Origin of the sequence: Metabacillus idriensis (genome assembly GCF_050483325.1) — a bacterium.
Lineage (GTDB): Bacteria > Bacillota > Bacilli > Bacillales > Bacillaceae > Bacillus_P > Bacillus_P idriensis_A.
The window spans coordinates 197,143-213,136 of the sequence record NZ_JBCMYF010000006.1; the positions used below are offsets into that span (position 1 = coordinate 197,143).

Here is a 15,994-nt window from a genome sequence, read left to right on the forward strand (position 1 = left end):
AAATGTACTTGAAATGTCTGACATGCAATGTTTAAATGAGAAAGTCAGATAATATTCGGGTTCATTTGTAAAGAATAAGGAAGAGAACGATTTCTTATTTTTTAAATAGGCAAAGTGCTTTATATAAAAAGGAGCGGTAAACATAATGGCAAAAGTAATTGCAATTAATGCAGGGAGCTCTTCTTTGAAGTTCCAATTATTCGAAATGCCGGCTGAGGACGTATTAACAGCTGGGCTTGTAGAACGCATCGGTTTAGATCAAGCAGTATTCACAATCTCAGTAAATGGAGAAAAAATTACAGAAACGACTGATATTCCAGATCATGCAGTTGCTGTTAAAATTCTTCTTTCAAAATTAACTGAGCTTGGAATTATCAAATCCTTGGATGAAATCGAAGGGATTGGCCACCGTGTTGTTCACGGCGGCGAAAAATTCGATGATTCTGTTCTGATTACATCAGAAACACTGAAAGAAATTGAAGAGCTTTCAGAACTTGCGCCTCTTCATAACCCGGCAAATGTTGTCGGCATCAAGGCTTTTAAAGAGGTTCTTCCAAACGTGCCTGCAGTAGCTGTGTTTGATACAGCTTTTCATCAGACAATGCCGGATCAATCTTTCTTATACAGTCTTCCTTACGAGTACTATGAGAAATTCGGCATCCGTAAATACGGCTTCCACGGAACATCTCACAAGTATGTTTCAGAAAGAGCGGCTGAATTATTAGGCCGTCCAATTGAACAGCTTCGCCTTATTTCCTGCCATTTAGGAAACGGTGCAAGTATTGCTGCTATTGAAGGCGGTAAATCCATTGATACGTCTATGGGTTTTACACCACTTGCTGGCGTGGCAATGGGTACACGTTCAGGAAATATTGACCCAGCTTTAATTCCATTCATCATGGAAAAAACAGGTCATTCGGCAATTGAAGTATTGGACATTTTAAACAAAAAATCCGGTCTGCTTGGAATTTCAGGGTTATCATCAGACCTTCGCGACATCACAAAAGCTGCAGAAGAAGGCAACGATCGTGCAAGAACTTCATTAGAAGTATTCGCAAGCAGAATCCATAAATATATCGGATCTTATGCAGCGCGCATGTCCGGTGTAGATGCGATTATCTTCACTGCCGGAATCGGTGAAAACAGTATCGACATTCGTGAACGTGTCCTTCGCGGTTTAGAATTTATGGGTGTATACTGGGATCCTGCTCTTAATCAGGTCCGCGGCGAAGAGGCGTTCGTAAGCTATCCTCACTCACCTGTAAAAGTCATCATTATTCCTACAAATGAGGAAGTTATGATTGCCCGCGATGTTGAGCGTATTGCTAAATAAAAATTTATTAACAAAAAGACAGTCATCGTTGATGACTGTCTTTTTGTTGTCTTCCTTTCTTAAAGCTGCATTAGTGGAATGTCATATTTTTGGCACAATATATAGAAAAGCGAACCGACTGGCCAGACCCGAAAGACAGATAAGGATTCGGAAGAAAGGTTGCCTTTACTGACGAATCTGTTCTGGCTGAGGGGGTAGGAGGTGGAGCTAGACAATAAGAAAAGCGGAACCGGCCGTTCAGACCCGAATCTGTTCAAGAGGCTGGGATGGGGAGTTAAACCCATTCCGCAAATTATGATTTCTTTAATAATTGCTTGAAAGGAAGGAGCAATCTGTTTGGATAACGCCTGGCTTTCACTTGTTCCATTTATTATCGTTATTGCCTTGTCAATATGGCTTAAAGAAATATTGCCCGGACTCGTACTCGGTCTGCTTGCAGGCTCATTTATTGTAAATCCTGATCTCCTGGGAGGACTTGAGGAAGTCCTGAATTATGTCTTGAAAACGCTGTCAGATGATACAAATATGAAAATTATCGGTTTTCTGTATTTGTTTGGCGGGTTAGTCGGAATGATGAAAATATCCGGAGGAATTAAAGGGTTCTCCGAGTGGGTCGGGAAGAAAGTAAAGTCAGAAAGGGGACTGCTCAGCATTATTTGGCTGTCTTTGCCTTTCACCTTCATGATGCCGATGTTCAGAATTATGATGATTGGTCCTGTAATCAAATCATTGATGGAAAAAAGCGAGCTGTCGAAACAAAAAGTTGGGTTTACGATGGATGTATCAACTGCATCAACGATCGTACTTTTGCCTGCAGGTACAGCATTTACTGGTTTTATGCTTTCACTGGTAGAGGGCGGAATTGAAAGAAATCAGCTGGACCTCGCTCCATATGGGATTTTCCTCTCAAGCATACCTTTTAATTTCTTTGCGATTGTCATGCTTGTGCTTGGATTGATCAGCACCTTCAGAATACCCAAAAAACAAAGCCGTGCTAAAAATGAAAAGGCAGCGGAAGAAGAACATCCCTATCATGGAATTGGTCTTAAGCAGGAGCTTGAAGAAGTTAAAGCCGAGCCTTGGCATTTAATTGTTCCTTTATTTTTTCTTCTAGGACTGTCTATGTTTCTTCTTTGGCAGGATGGTACAGAAAAGGGCGGAAATACAGTATTTCAGGCTTTTGCAAAAGCAGATGCGACCTTTGTTATGCTGCTTGCGGTTTTCTTGACACTGGTGATTACTTTCCTGTTTTACGGCATTCGCCGTGTCCCGCTGAAAGAAACTCTTTACCATTTTTATGATGGAGGCAATCAGATGATGCAGGCAATCATCCTCCTCATTCTAGTATGGGCCCTTTCTCTTTCAGCCGAGGATATTGGTTTTTCTGATTTCATCAGTTCGACGCTCGGAAATGTTCTGCCTGCTTCCTTCGTACCGGCCATTATCTTTTTGCTTGGATCTGCTGTCGGTTACTTTATTGGGTCCTCCTGGGGGACATGGGGGATATTTATGCCGCTTGGAATAACACTTGCTGCAGCTTCAGGAGCTTCCATTCCGCTTACAGTGGGTGCAGTATTTGCAAGCGGGGCATTTGGCGCCATGACCTCACCGCTTGGAGACACTACCATTACTACAGCTTCTATCCTCGGTATGCCTGTAGTAGAGTATGCCCGTTATAAATTGAAATTTACCGCAATCGGCTGTGCCGCCGCTGCTGTATTATATGTGGCAGCTGGTTTTTTACTGAACTAATCAGCTGATAAACACTTAATAAGACAAATGAACGTGCACGATTGAATGTGATATAATTGAAGGAATAATGGAGATGTCTGGAAACAGGAGGAAGGAATATGACGCTTTCAAATCGGGAAAGTCAGCTTCTTGCAGAAATACAAGAGTGGGAACAGCGATTAGGGGAGGACTTTCGATCAGATTTCGGCCGTACATATGATAAATGGCTAAATCGAAAGCTTAACGGGATTCCTGAGCCAATTAAACGGAAATTTTTTGATAAGCTTGACGATATTCTCTTTCATTTGCATTCTTTCATTCAGAATTCGCATGTGCAGCATGATGCAAGACAGCAGCTGCTCATGACGGCAAAAACGTTTGATGAAGACATTCATCAAATATATGACCTGAAAAAACTAAGTGTGGATCAGCTGCACTACATTTCAGACTTGCAATTGTCCAAGCATCGGCTTTATTCATTCGTTCAAGGCGGCTTAGCGGGAACAGGCGGATTTCTATTAATGGGAATTGATCTGCCGGCTCAAATGCTGCTGAATCTGCGTGCTGTTCAAATGACGGCTCTAAGCTATGGATATGAAGTGAATTCTCCTTTTGAAATGATGACATCTTTAAAAGTTTACCATGCGGCGCTGCTGCCCAAGCATCTGCGCTATAAGCAATGGGCGGCGCTGTCAGAGGATCTTAGAAATCAAGATGAAAATCCGTTTTTTTATGATGGAGAAGACAAGCTTGCCAATCAGGCGAGCATTGATCACTTAATAAAACAGCTTGTTAAAGTCTCGGTTATTTCCATGCTGCGCAAAAAGATGATTGGCGGTATTCCCTTGATCGGCATGGCCATAGGTGCCGGAATCAATTACCAGCTGACAAGACAAATAACTGACTTTGCCCATCAATATTACCGCTACAGGCTGCTGCTTGAAAAAAAGGATGCCGATTATGAGTTCTATTGAACATAAATTGCATGCGCCTGGGAAGGTATTCTGCAAAATTATTACTGTCAGCGATACTAGAACACCCGATACAGATAAAAGCGGCCGCCTCATATCAGAACTTATGCAAAATGCAGGCCATGAAATTGTGCAGTATGAAATCATACCTGATGAAGAAACGTTAATTAAAAGCGCTATTGTGAGCGGATGCAAATCCAGTGAAATTGATGTGATCCTTCTAAGCGGCGGCACTGGAATCGCAAAAAGAGACGTCACCATTGAAGCAGTTCAAAGTTTGCTTGGAAAAGAGATCCCGGGCTTTGGAGAGCTGTTCAGAATGCTCAGCTATCAGGAGGATATCGGATCATCAGCCATCCTGAGCAGAGCCATTGCAGGCGTTGCTGATGATACTGTCATCTTCTCGATGCCCGGTTCAGCGGGTGCGGTTGGTCTGGCAATGGAAAAGCTGATTATACCTGAACTTGGGCACGTAGTCAGAGAGGTTAAAAAAGATTTAAAATAATGCGCAAAAAACATCACCGCCTCTGGTGATGTTTTTTTATGCATTTCTATTCATTAACCATGCATGCGTTCTGACACGTTCTGATGAAGCCTGAACCAGAGCCATAAATCATTAATAATGGATGCATGCTCAGATATCTCTGCGTTAAGTCTGCATGACCTTGAAAAATCCTCTTCATTATTCAATTCATTCTGCTTAGCATTAATCCGATCTTCTATTTCTGCAATTTGATCGGGTATGCTCCCGCGGATTTTTTCCCATTGCATCAGGATCGCTTCCTGTTCATCGGGATGAATCTTTTCCCACTCCACTTCGAGGTTTGGACAGTAGATTCCAAGCCTCTCGCTATAACGAAAATGTTTCATTGCCATTCCCCCGTGCGTAAGCTTTCCTTCATTTTACATGACACTTGTATAAAATTCACGATTATTTCATAAAAAGTTTTGCAAAATCTATTGAAAAACCATGAATAACTTGTTAAAGTGGTATTTATCAAATGAATAGTTATGAATCTAAATTAATATTTATACATCCGAGAGGGGAAATTAAGATGACTTTAAATAAAAAAGTAGTGTTGGCATATTCAGGCGGTTTAGATACTTCAGTAGCAATCAAGTGGCTTCAGGATCAAGGATACGAAGTGATTGCATGCTGTTTAGATGTTGGTGAAGGGAAAGATCTTGCATTTATTCAAAGCAAAGCGCTGCAGGTTGGAGCCTCTAAATCATACGTAATTGATGCAAAAAAAGAATTTGCCGATGAATTTGCATTGGTGGCACTTCAGTCACATGCTTTATATGAAGGGAAATACCCGCTTGTATCTGCGCTGTCACGTCCTTTAATTGCTAAAAAGCTAGTAGAGGTTGCAGAGCAGGAGAATGCCATTGCAGTCGCGCATGGCTGTACAGGAAAAGGCAATGATCAGGTTCGTTTTGAAGTATCTATTAAAGCTTTAAACCCTGACCTTGAAGTGCTTGCTCCAGTCCGTGAGTGGAGCTGGTCGCGTGAGGAAGAGATTCAATATGCACAGGACAACAATATTCCGATTCCAATTAATCTTGGCAGCCCATTTTCAATTGATCAGAACTTATGGGGCAGAAGCAATGAATGCGGAGTTCTTGAAGACCCATGGGCAGCTCCTCCTGAAGAAGCATATGACCTGACAAATTCAATTGAAAATACACCGGATACACCTGAAATGGTGGAAATAGAATTTGAACAAGGCGTACCGGTTTCATTAAATGGTGCAGCTTACCCGCTGGCAGAGTTAATACTCCATTTAAATGCACTTGCAGGCAAGCATGGGGTCGGAAGAATTGATCATGTAGAAAATCGCCTTGTGGGCATCAAATCCCGTGAAGTATATGAATGCCCGGCTGCGGTTACGCTGCTTAAAGCTCACAAAGAATTAGAAGATCTGACTCTTGTAAAAGAAGTGGCACACTTTAAACCCGTTATTGAAATGAAGCTGACAGAACTCATTTATAATGGCTTATGGTTTTCACCGCTGAAAGATGCCCTGCTTGGATTCCTGAAAGAGACACAAGCGTATGTTACAGGAACAGTACGGGTGAAACTTTTTAAAGGTCATGCCATTGTTGAAGGCAGAAAATCTGCTTACTCTCTTTATGATGAAAAGCTTGCAACATATACAACTGAGGATTCATTTGACCATCAGGCAGCAGTTGGATTCATTTCGCTTTATGGACTTCCTACTAAGGTCAGCAGCATGGTGCAGGGAAAAAAGAAGGTGAACGTATGAAAAAACTGTGGGGTGGACGGTTTCAAAAAACACCTGAAAAATGGGTGGATGAATTTGGAGCATCCATTTCATTTGATAAAGAACTCGTTCTAGAAGATCTAGAGGGAAGTCTTGCACATGTTCATATGCTCGGACAATGCGGAATCATCGAACCTGCTGAAGCCGAGCAAATTAAAACAGGCCTTCTTCTTTTAAAAGAAAAGGCTGAAAATGGCAAGCTTGTGTTTTCCGTTGATTACGAGGACATCCATTTGAACCTCGAAAAGCTGCTTATTGATGAAATCGGACCCGTCGGAGGGAAACTTCATACAGGAAGAAGCAGAAACGATCAAGTTGCGACAGATATGCACCTTTATTTGAAAAATCATGTGAAGGAAATTATTCAGCTGATTACATCTTTTCAGCAGACGCTTTTAGAAAAAGCAAAAGCGAATGTAGAAACGATTCTGCCTGGCTATACTCATCTTCAGCGTGCACAGCCCATTTCGTTCGCACATCACCTCCTTGCCTATTTCTGGATGCTTGAGCGGGATAAACAGCGCTTTGATGAATCATTAAAGCGCATCAACATTTCTCCGCTCGGCTGCGGAGCGCTTGCAGGGACCACGTTTCCGATTGATCGTCACTTAACGGCTGAACTGCTTCAGTTTGAAGGGATTTATGAAAACAGCCTTGACGGAGTCAGCGATCGTGATTTTATCGTGGAATTTCTGAGCAACAGCTCTCTGATGATGATGCATTTATCACGCTTATGCGAAGAACTGATTTTATGGTGCAGCCAGGAATTTCAGTTTGTAGAGCTTGATGATACTTACGCAACAGGCAGCTCCATGATGCCTCAGAAGAAAAACCCGGATATGGCCGAATTAATCCGTGGCAAAACGGGACGGGTCTATGGCCATTTATTTGCTTTGCTGACGACCTTGAAAGGATTGCCTCTCGCTTATAACAAGGATATGCAGGAGGATAAAGAGGGAATGTTTGACACAGTCCGCACAGTGGAAGGAAGTCTGCAAATTTTTATCGGCATGATCGGAACGCTGAAAGTAAAAAAAGAGAAAATGAAGAAAGCGACAACAGAAGATTTTTCAAATGCAACGGAGCTTGCAGATTATCTTGCTAAAAAAGGCATGCCTTTTAGAGAAGCACACGAGGTAGTGGGAAAACTTGTTTATACTTGCATTGAAAAAGGCATTTATTTAAAAGATCTTTCACTCGAAGAATACCAGGATGCGTCTTCTTTATTTACTTCAGATATCTTTGAAACAATCGATCCATATACGGCGGTTGCCAAAAGAATAAGCGATGGCGGCACGGGTTTTTCAAAAGTAAAAGAAGCGATAGCTAAGGCTGACAAAGCATTACTGTAAAATTTGAAGGTATTACCATCGTAAACAGCTCCATTTTCACAAACGATAGTAAAGATACACTATCTGAACAAAAGGAGCTGTTACCGATGGGAAAAGAAAAAGATCCAAAAAATCAATCTGCTTATTATGATTATGAAGGAGAAAATGAAACATCTCAGCTAATTACAGATGCTTATTCAAGCGGAGTAGTTGAGCAGCAGTACGAGCAAAATTTCCTTCAGGAAAATCTTCAGCCGCGGGACGAAGATAAAGAATAGATTTCATTTTAAGACAAGAAAAAGTCATCAATCGTGATGACTTTTTTCTGTTTTAATGAGGATCAAGCAGAGCAGGCCTGAAAAGATAAATGTAAAAAAACCGGGGGGAAAACGATCAGGAATAATGAAATAAATACATATCCCGCAAATAATGGCGATTGCGGCTCTTCCGTTTAGTTGCTTTAAGGAGACTTGTGCTGCTTTAATGTGATTCACGACAAACTCCACAACAATTACAGCAGATAGTGGAATAATGGCCGACCCCATCAAAGAAATGAAATAAGAAGCTTCTGTGACAAACTCAGGAATTGTACTCAAACAGATGGCCGCGATGCCAAAAACAGCTGCACTTTTCAGTCTTCCAAGTGCCGGGAAAATATTCAGCAGGCTGAAGGCTCCTGTATAAGCATTGTTCAGATTGATTGAAAACATGGATAAAATCGAACAAAGTAAAATGACCATCACGACTGGAATGGAATCAGTTAACGTACTTGCTGATATGAATGGATTCAGCTGGTTATAATAAAAGGCACTATAAGCCCCAAAGCAGGCTGTCAGGAAAAACCCAAAAAGATTGCCGGTATATAAGCCGAAAAATCCATGCTTCGGAGATTTCGCATATCTGGCCATATCCGCTGAAGCGCTGACACCGGAAATATACTGGACAAACACAAGGCTTGCATAGAGAACCATTGTCAAAAAGGCAGAATTTGAGTCTATGGGCACATCAGTTGCTGAAGGCGCGGCTGGGCTTGCAGTAAAATATAAATAGAAAATAACTCCTTGCCCGGCAAGCAAAAAAGGCAGGAAATATTTTGTGATTTTTTTTACAGCATCAAAGCCTGCAGCTGCAATTGCAGCCATGCCTGTTCCAAGCAGCATAGCGAGGGGAGCGAATTCAAGTTCAAGTTGCAAATAGCGTCTGCAAATCTCAATGATCATCAGTGTTCCGCCGATTGTTTGAACGCAGAACCAATACAGTGATGTAAGCGTGCGAAGCGGTGAAGAGAAAAAGCGAGCTCCTTTTGTTCCAATAAAAGATCTTATCGCATATTGTGCAGGAATTCCGTGAACTGAGCCAGGAAGCGATAAAAGGGAAACAAAAAAGAAGGCAAGAGAAGCTCCAATCACTGTGCACATTACTGCCTGAAAAAAAGAAAGTCCCCCTTCCATAACGGCCAGCGCAGGAAGAAGAAAATTGCCTGCATTAACAGAAAACGATAATTGAATGATAAAATAGTCAAACCAGGAAGTGCTGCGAAGTTCCTTGGGGACAGCCTCTAATCCGAATTGTTCAAGTTTTGATGCGATCGCAGATTGCGCCATGACTTTTCCGCCTTTGTTAAGTATTCATTTTATGTATCTTGATTAGCTCGTACGTCAGCAGAATTCTTATCTATCTGCCTGAGTCTGAACAGTCGGTTCCGCTTTTCGTATTGTCTAGCTCCACCGCCCAACTCTTCGGCCAGAACGGCTCCGTCTGTAAAGGCAAAAAGCGCCTTTTCAGCCGGATCCTTAGCTGTCTGTCAGAGCTAACCGGGCGGTTCCGCTTTTCGTTATTGTAAGTTTGTTTTCATTTCAATACAATGATAAAGATAAATAATATACTATATCCCGGTGCACCGAGGAGGATTTAAACGTTGAGACATGCCATCATAACAGCTGGTTCAAAAGGTTTAGGAAGAAAAGTGACGGAGCTGTTCCTCTCTGAAGGCTACTCTGTCACAATTAATTACCGCAGTGATGAATCTGCCGTTGAGCAGCTAAAGAAACAATATGCACATTTTGAAGACCGCATGCTTTTTATTAAAGGGGACGTAACAAAAAAAGAAGACCTGCTTTATTTAGTTGATGAGGGATTCAAAAAGTTTGGCCGCATCGACTGTTTAATTAATAACGCAGGCCCTTACATATTCGAAAGAAAAAAATTGGCTGATTATCTTGACGAGGAATGGCATGAAATGATAGACGGCAATTTGACTTCTGTTTTTTATCTGCTGAAAAAAGTGATTCCCATCATGCGAAAACAGCAATACGGACGTATTATCACTTACGGTTTTCAAGGAGCTGATTCATCATCGGGCTGGCTGCACCGTTCTGCATTCAGCGCAGCTAAAACCGGTCTTGCATCTCTTACAAAAACGATTGCGATTGAGGAAGCAGAATACGGTATAACAGCAAATATGATTTGCCCCGGCAATATCACAGGAGAGATGAAGGAAGCAAGCATTTCTCAGGCAAGAGAGATTCACGACCCGGATACTCCGATTGGCAGATCAGGAACGGGAGAAGATATCGGAAGACTGATTGCGTTTTTATGCGGAGAAAATTCAGATATGATTACCGGGGCTGTCATCGAAGCTACCGGTGCTGTAAATGTATTGAACCGCAGACCGTAAAGTGCACCTCAACTCATGTTGGGGTGTTTTTTAGAGAGAAAATAACCTTCGGCGAGAACGTCTCTGTCTGTCTGAGCTAAACGGGCGGTTCCGCTTTTCGTGGCAAAAGCACATTTCCTAGAATACATTTCCAATTTAGGTGAGTTTCCATATGATAAATTAAGGAAATACTTAAAATAGAACCGGATTGAAATGGAATGATACAGGAGGAAAAACGATGAAAATCGGCATACCTAAAGAAATTAAAAATAATGAAAACCGCGTGGCCATGACCCCTGCTGGTGTTATTCCCCTTGTTCAGGCGGGACATGAGGTGTATATTGAGCAAAATGCAGGGGAAGGATCGGGTTTTCCGGATCATCAGTACATGGAAGCGGGTGCGAAAATCGTTGCTTCACCAGAAGAAGCTTGGGCGCTTGATATGGTCATGAAGGTAAAGGAGCCCCTCCCATCTGAATACCAATACTTTCGTGAAGGGTTGATTTTATTTACCTATCTGCATCTTGCTGCTGAATCAGAGCTTACCCGTGCACTGATTGACCGGAAAGTAGTTGGGATTGCTTATGAAACGGTTCAGCTTCCAAACCGCTCATTGCCTCTTTTAACACCGATGAGTGAAGTGGCTGGAAGAATGGCTTCACAAATTGGTGCGCAATTTTTAGAAAAGCCAAAAGGCGGAATGGGTATTTTACTATCAGGTGTACCCGGTGTGAAGCGTGGAAAAGTGGCCATTATCGGAGGCGGGGTAGCCGGAACGAACGCTGCCAAAATTGCCGTCGGGCTTGGGGCAGATGTTACCATGCTCGATGTAAACCCGGACCGTCTGCGCCAGCTGGACGATATTTTTGGAAAAGAAATCACAACGCTTATGTCAAACCCTTATAACATTGCCTATGCTGTCAGTCAGTCAGATCTTGTGATTGGAGCTGTGCTGATACCGGGGGCAAGAGCTCCAAAGCTTGTCTCCGAGGAAATGGTCCAAAGCATGACTCCGGGATCAGTCATTGTCGATATTGCAATCGATCAAGGAGGTATTTTTGCAACTACAGACAGAATTACAACTCATGATAATCCAACATATGAAAAGCATGGCGTTCTTCACTATGCTGTGGCAAATATGCCAGGTGCTGTGCCAAGAACATCAACGATTGCTCTGACGAATGTAACGGTACCTTATGCCGTGCAAATTGCAAATAAGGGTTACAAAAAAGCCTGCCTGGAAAATGAACCGTTATTAAAAGGACTCAATACATTAAACGGTTTTGTAACTTATGAAGCAGTGGCTGAATCTCATGGATTAGCCTACTCAGATGCAAAGGCATTGCTCGGTGAATAATCGAGGACAGCGGACATTGAAAGGAATGTCCGCTTTTTCGTGTCTGTTTGAAGGTTATAATGTGACATCAATGGTGATTTTTAGTACGATAAAATTATCAATGGATTGGGAGTGAGATAATGAAGGTTTCATACCATGGACATTCAGTTGTGAAAATTCAAACGGATAAACATACGATTGTCATTGATCCATTTATTAATGGGAATGGACAGACAGATTTGAAGGTTGAAGATTTGAAAGTTGATGTTATATTGCTCACCCACGGTCATAATGACCATGTCGGAGACACCATACAGCTTGCGAAACAAAACAATGCTCTGGTTGTTGCTCCTTTTGAACTTGCTACATATTTAGGATGGAAAGGATTAAATGTTCATCCAATGCATATAGGCGGATCGCACACATTTGAATTTGGAACAGTTAAATTTACTCAGGCATTTCATGGTTCAAGCTATGAAGAGGAAGAGGAGCAAAAAATCGTTTATACGGGCATGCCAGCCGGGATTCTCTTTAAAAAGGAAGGGAAAACGGTTTATCATGCAGGGGATACGGCGCTCTTCTCAGATATGAAGCTTCTTGGAGAATTTGAAGATCTTGATCTGGCCTTTTTGCCGATCGGGGATAATTTCACTATGGGACCAGAGGATGCTGCGATTGCTGCAAAATGGATCAAAGCAAAAACGGTAGTTCCTATGCATTACAATACATTCCCTGTTATTGAACAGGATCCAAAAGAATTTGTCAGCAGACTCTCCGGCAATACCGGAAAAGTAATGGAAGCTGGAGAATCTATTAAACTATAAAACGCAGGCGGGGGTCGTACCTCCGCTTTTTCTATGTGAATTTTTCTCCTCTCAAATCCATGGTGTTTCGCATGAATGAGAGGATCAGAGCATAAAATGAAACAAGCTGTAAAAAGGAGTTGGACTATCATGCGTATTCTTTATATCTTATTAGCCGGTGCCATTGTCTATTTTGCATTGCCCCGTTTGGATTTTTCAAGCAGCAGTTCTTTGGAAAGTTTCTTTTCACTGGTTTGGCTGATTTTTGCTTTATGTGTGATTGGCGGCAATATGACGGGGCTGATTTATGCTCCTAAAAAACGTTCCTCAAAACGTGCAGCTGTGCGCAAGTACCAGGCAAAAACAAAGCAGCGTGCAGCAGCTCGTTGATATAAAGCGTTCACACCCTTATAATGAAATTGGAAGATAAGAATGGCTGATGAAAAAGGGTGAAGAAGCTTGGCAACAAAGCATGAACAAATACTGCAGCATATTGATTCCCTCCCGATTGGGGAAAAGATCTCGGTCCGGCAGATTGCAAAAGATATGAGTGTGAGCGAAGGTACAGCATATCGTGCAATAAAGGAAGCTGAAAATAAAGGATACGTCAGCACAATAGAGCGTGTTGGAACAATACGGATTGAAAAAAAGAAAAAAGAAAACATCGAAAAACTCACTTATGCCGAGGTTGTAAATATTGTTGATGGACAAGTTCTCGGAGGCCGTGCCGGACTTCATAAAACACTGAATAAATTTGTTATCGGCGCAATGAAACTAGAAGCAATGATGCGTTATACAGGCGCTGGCAACCTGCTGATTGTAGGGAACAGGACGAATGCTCATCAGCTTGCAATAGAAGCGGGTGCTGCCGTTCTGATAACAGGCGGCTTTGACACGGACGACCATGTCAAAAAAATTGCTGATGAGGCAGAGCTTCCGATTATTTCAACGAGCTATGACACCTTTACTGTTGCAACTATGATCAACAGGGCCATTTACGATCAGCTGATAAAAAAAGAAATTGTTCTTGTAGAAGATATTTTAACATCTCTTGATAAGACGGTATGCCTCAAAACGACTGATCCTATTGAAGAATGGTATCAGCATAACTATAAAACAGGCCACGGCCGTTTTCCTGTTATCGATCATAATTTAAAAGTTCAGGGAATGGTTACATCAAAAGATGTGATAGGATACGAGCGCAATGTTTCTGTAGAAAAAGTAATGACCAAAAACCCGATTACCGTTATCGGCAAAACCTCGGTGGCATCTGCCGCACAAATGATGGTCTGGGAAGGCATCGAGGTCTTGCCTGTCGTTGATCAGAACAATCGGCTTGAGGGAATGATCAGCCGTCAGGATGTGCTTCAGGCGCTGCAGATGATTCAAAGGCAGCCTCAAATCGGTGAAAAACTGGATGATATTGTCACAAACCAGTTTGTCGTGATTGCAGAAGATGCTAAAAAGGCGAATGTATATCGCTTTCAGGTCAGTCCGCAAATGACCAATCATCTTGGAACAATCTCTTATGGAGTGTTTACAACGGTCGTCACAGAAGCAACAAATCGCTTTTTGCGTACACAGAAAAAAGGCGAAATCGTTGTTGAGAATATAACCATTTATTTTATGAAGCCAGTTCAGATGGACAGTATGCTTGAGGTTCATCCGAAAATACTTGAAGTCGGACGCAAATTCGGAAAAATAGATGTCGAAGTGTTCAGCAATGGAGTCGTTGTCGGGAAAGCGATGATGATGGTTCAGCTTATAGAGAGAAGCTGAAACAAAAAAAGGACGGTCATCCGTCCTTTTTCTTTTTTAAAAGATAAGAAAGTATAAAATTTTGTGCTTGGATGGCGAGCGGAACCGCCCCGCGGCCAGAACGGATCCGAAAGTATTGGCAAAAAGCGCCTTTGCGGGCGGATCCTTATCTGCCATGCCAAAGCTAAACGGGCGCTTCCGCTTTTCTTATCAGCCTTGCTTGGATTCCTTAAGAGCAAACGGCAAATAATGCTTATATGCTTTATATCCTGCCCAGCTGCTTGCGAGTCCGACGATCATAAAAATGATGCCAACGACTAATGATACAGTTGAATGAAAAAGAAATAATTGATTGAGTCCAAAGAAAAAGACGAAAATTCCAAGGGCAATGCTTGACTTTGCTGAGAGCCATTGCTTCTCCATAGGTTTTTTTGTTCTGTAGAATTTGACTTTATAGAAGAGATAAAAGGAAAAGGCAAAGATGATCAGAATTACGAATACAGGCATTAAGTAAAACCTCCATATTAAACTTACATCCTCTATTTTAATCATTCTTGCAGTGAATTGCCATAACCAAAAGAGAAGATTCGCTTTTCTGCACGATGGTTTTTATGATTTAATTAGTCTATAAGCAGGTACGCAAAGGAGATTACATATGAAAAGTGAAATACTGTCAGCCATAAAAGAATATCAAACGGTCATCATCCATCGGCATGTGCGTCCTGATCCGGACGCATACGGATCTCAGTGCGGGTTAGCTGAAATCATAAAAGCATCATTTCCTGCAAAAAAAGTATTGCTCGCAGGACTTGGGGAGCCGACTCTTGAATTTTTGTATAAAATGGACAATGTTGCAGACCGGGATTATGAGGGAGCGCTGGTGATTGTCTGTGATACAGCCAATCAAGAGCGTGTTTGTGACCAGCGTTACCGTACAGGTGCAAAGTTAATTAAAATTGACCATCATCCAAATGAGGATCCATATGGAGATCTGTTGTGGGTAGATACGACAGCAAGTTCTGTCAGTGAAATGATTTATGAATTTTACCTTTCAGGGAAAGAAGATGGACTTGTTTTGCCTGATAAAGCGGCTCAGCTGATTTATGCAGGCATTGTTGGAGATACAGGCCGTTTTCTTTTTCCGAGCACAACGAAAAAAACGCTTAGGTACGCAAGTGAGCTCGTTGAGTACAACTTTGCTTTCACAGAAATTTACGATGAGTTATATAAGACAAAGGTGAATGCAGCAAAACTCAGCGGATATGTTCTTCAAAATTTTAAACTTTCATCTTCCGGTGCAGCATCGATGATTCTGACAAAAGAAATACTTGAAAAATTTGAAGTAAGTGCTTCTGAGGCTTCTCAACTGGTTGGAATGCTTGGCAATATAGAAGGTCTTCGGGCTTGGGTCTTCTTTGTAGAGGAATCCGATCAAATACGGGTGCGTTTAAGATCTAAAGGGCCGATTATCAATGAGTTAGCCAAGAAATATCGCGGCGGAGGGCACCCGCTTGCTTCGGGGGCATCAATCTATAATTGGGAAGAAGCAGAGCAGGTTCTTGCAGATCTTGAAAAAGTGTGTCAGTCATAATCAATCACTTAACTGGGATAAACCAATATCCGAATTCGGTTGAATCTTCGTGGAAGGTCAGTCCTTGTGCAAGCAGTTCCTTTTTAATTAATGATGCCAGTTCTGCAGACTCTGCATAAGCGGAAAAGCCTTCTTTCAGCCGATCAGCTTTTTCACGGGCCATCTTTTTGTGATTTAATACATACATCACATTCCCTCC

The 15,994-nt window shown here is 42.0% G+C and carries 17 protein-coding genes; 13 read left to right on the forward strand and 4 right to left on the reverse strand.

Features of this window, described 5'->3' with window-relative positions:
* The first annotated feature begins 145 nt into the window (after window positions 1–145).
* The 4 genes from ABEQ24_RS04165 to ABEQ24_RS04180 all read left to right on the forward strand — a co-directional run bounded on the left by ABEQ24_RS04165 (window position 146) and on the right by ABEQ24_RS04180 (window position 4,540).
* Window positions 146–1,333, forward strand: coding sequence for an acetate kinase (locus ABEQ24_RS04165; protein ID WP_430005594.1), 1,188 nt, complete (start codon window positions 146–148; stop codon window positions 1,331–1,333).
* Window positions 1,334–1,669: 336 nt separating this feature from the next.
* Window positions 1,670–3,085: a Na+/H+ antiporter NhaC family protein gene (locus ABEQ24_RS04170; RefSeq protein ID WP_430005595.1), complete on the forward strand. Its 1,416-nt coding sequence runs from the start codon at window positions 1,670–1,672 to the stop codon at window positions 3,083–3,085.
* Between the two features lie 98 nt (window positions 3,086–3,183).
* A complete protein-coding gene (locus ABEQ24_RS04175) occupies window positions 3,184–4,038 on the forward strand; it encodes an EcsC family protein (protein ID WP_430005596.1) in 855 nt (284 codons plus the stop codon).
* On the forward strand, window positions 4,025–4,540 hold the full coding sequence (locus ABEQ24_RS04180; RefSeq protein ID WP_430005597.1) for a MogA/MoaB family molybdenum cofactor biosynthesis protein: 516 nt from the start codon (window positions 4,025–4,027) through the stop codon (window positions 4,538–4,540). The genes ABEQ24_RS04175 and ABEQ24_RS04180 overlap by 14 nt, the downstream gene beginning before the upstream one ends.
* Window positions 4,541–4,593: 53 nt before the next feature.
* On the opposite strand, the gene ABEQ24_RS04185 is transcribed toward ABEQ24_RS04180, so the two are convergent.
* Entirely contained in the window at window positions 4,594–4,905 is a 312-nt protein-coding gene (locus ABEQ24_RS04185; RefSeq protein ID WP_430005598.1) for a hypothetical protein, read from the reverse strand.
* A 185-nt stretch (window positions 4,906–5,090) separates the two neighbouring features.
* Here ABEQ24_RS04185 and ABEQ24_RS04190 point away from each other — a divergent pair, with 185 nt between their 5' ends.
* The 3 genes from ABEQ24_RS04190 (at window position 5,091) to ABEQ24_RS04200 (ending at window position 7,929) form a co-directional block, all read left to right on the forward strand.
* Window positions 5,091–6,302, forward strand: coding sequence for an argininosuccinate synthase (locus tag ABEQ24_RS04190; protein WP_430005599.1), 1,212 nt, complete (start codon window positions 5,091–5,093; stop codon window positions 6,300–6,302).
* Window positions 6,299–7,672, forward strand: coding sequence for an argininosuccinate lyase (gene argH / locus ABEQ24_RS04195; protein WP_430005600.1), 1,374 nt, complete (start codon window positions 6,299–6,301; stop codon window positions 7,670–7,672). Before ABEQ24_RS04190 ends, argH begins: the two co-directional genes overlap by 4 nt.
* 86 nt (window positions 7,673–7,758) lie before the next feature.
* Window positions 7,759–7,929 carry a hypothetical protein gene (locus ABEQ24_RS04200; RefSeq protein WP_165971054.1) on the forward strand — a complete coding sequence of 57 codons (171 nt, stop codon included), beginning with the start codon at window positions 7,759–7,761 and terminating at the stop codon, window positions 7,927–7,929.
* A 27-nt stretch (window positions 7,930–7,956) separates the two neighbouring features.
* On the opposite strand, the gene ABEQ24_RS04205 is transcribed toward ABEQ24_RS04200, so the two are convergent.
* Window positions 7,957–9,255 (reverse strand): cytosine permease, encoded by a 1,299-nt coding sequence (locus tag ABEQ24_RS04205; protein ID WP_430005601.1) that lies wholly within the window; start codon window positions 9,253–9,255, stop codon window positions 7,957–7,959.
* A gap of 314 nt (window positions 9,256–9,569) precedes the next feature.
* On the opposite strand from ABEQ24_RS04205, the gene ABEQ24_RS04210 reads away from it, so the two are divergent.
* From ABEQ24_RS04210 to ABEQ24_RS04230, 5 genes are all read left to right on the forward strand, one after another.
* Complete coding sequence (locus ABEQ24_RS04210; RefSeq protein ID WP_430005602.1) at window positions 9,570–10,328, forward strand: SDR family oxidoreductase; 759 nt, start codon at window positions 9,570–9,572, stop codon at window positions 10,326–10,328.
* Between the two features lie 217 nt (window positions 10,329–10,545).
* On the forward strand, window positions 10,546–11,664 hold the full coding sequence (ald, locus tag ABEQ24_RS04215) for an alanine dehydrogenase (protein WP_430005603.1): 1,119 nt from the start codon (window positions 10,546–10,548) through the stop codon (window positions 11,662–11,664).
* 119 nt (window positions 11,665–11,783) lie between these two features.
* Complete coding sequence (locus ABEQ24_RS04220; protein WP_430005604.1) at window positions 11,784–12,467, forward strand: metal-dependent hydrolase; 684 nt, start codon at window positions 11,784–11,786, stop codon at window positions 12,465–12,467.
* Window positions 12,468–12,596: 129 nt separating this feature from the next.
* A complete protein-coding gene (locus ABEQ24_RS04225; RefSeq protein WP_430005605.1) occupies window positions 12,597–12,836 on the forward strand; it encodes a hypothetical protein in 240 nt (79 codons plus the stop codon).
* A 69-nt stretch (window positions 12,837–12,905) separates the two neighbouring features.
* Window positions 12,906–14,225 (forward strand): DRTGG domain-containing protein, encoded by a 1,320-nt coding sequence (locus ABEQ24_RS04230; RefSeq protein WP_430005606.1) that lies wholly within the window; start codon window positions 12,906–12,908, stop codon window positions 14,223–14,225.
* Between the two features lie 189 nt (window positions 14,226–14,414).
* On the opposite strand, the gene ABEQ24_RS04235 is transcribed toward ABEQ24_RS04230, so the two are convergent.
* The gene (locus ABEQ24_RS04235) at window positions 14,415–14,711 is read right to left on the reverse strand and encodes a YtpI family protein (protein WP_070877736.1); all 297 of its coding nucleotides are present in this window, start codon (window positions 14,709–14,711) and stop codon (window positions 14,415–14,417) included.
* A 148-nt stretch (window positions 14,712–14,859) separates the two neighbouring features.
* Between ABEQ24_RS04235 and ABEQ24_RS04240 the strand changes: the two genes are divergently transcribed.
* On the forward strand, window positions 14,860–15,795 hold the full coding sequence (locus ABEQ24_RS04240; protein WP_430005607.1) for a DHH family phosphoesterase: 936 nt from the start codon (window positions 14,860–14,862) through the stop codon (window positions 15,793–15,795).
* 4 nt (window positions 15,796–15,799) lie between these two features.
* Here ABEQ24_RS04240 and ABEQ24_RS04245 read toward each other — a convergent pair whose 3' ends face one another.
* Window positions 15,800–15,982, reverse strand: a complete 183-nt coding sequence (locus ABEQ24_RS04245; RefSeq protein WP_070877734.1) for a hypothetical protein — start codon at window positions 15,980–15,982, stop codon at window positions 15,800–15,802.
* Window positions 15,983–15,994: the final 12 nt, after the last annotated feature.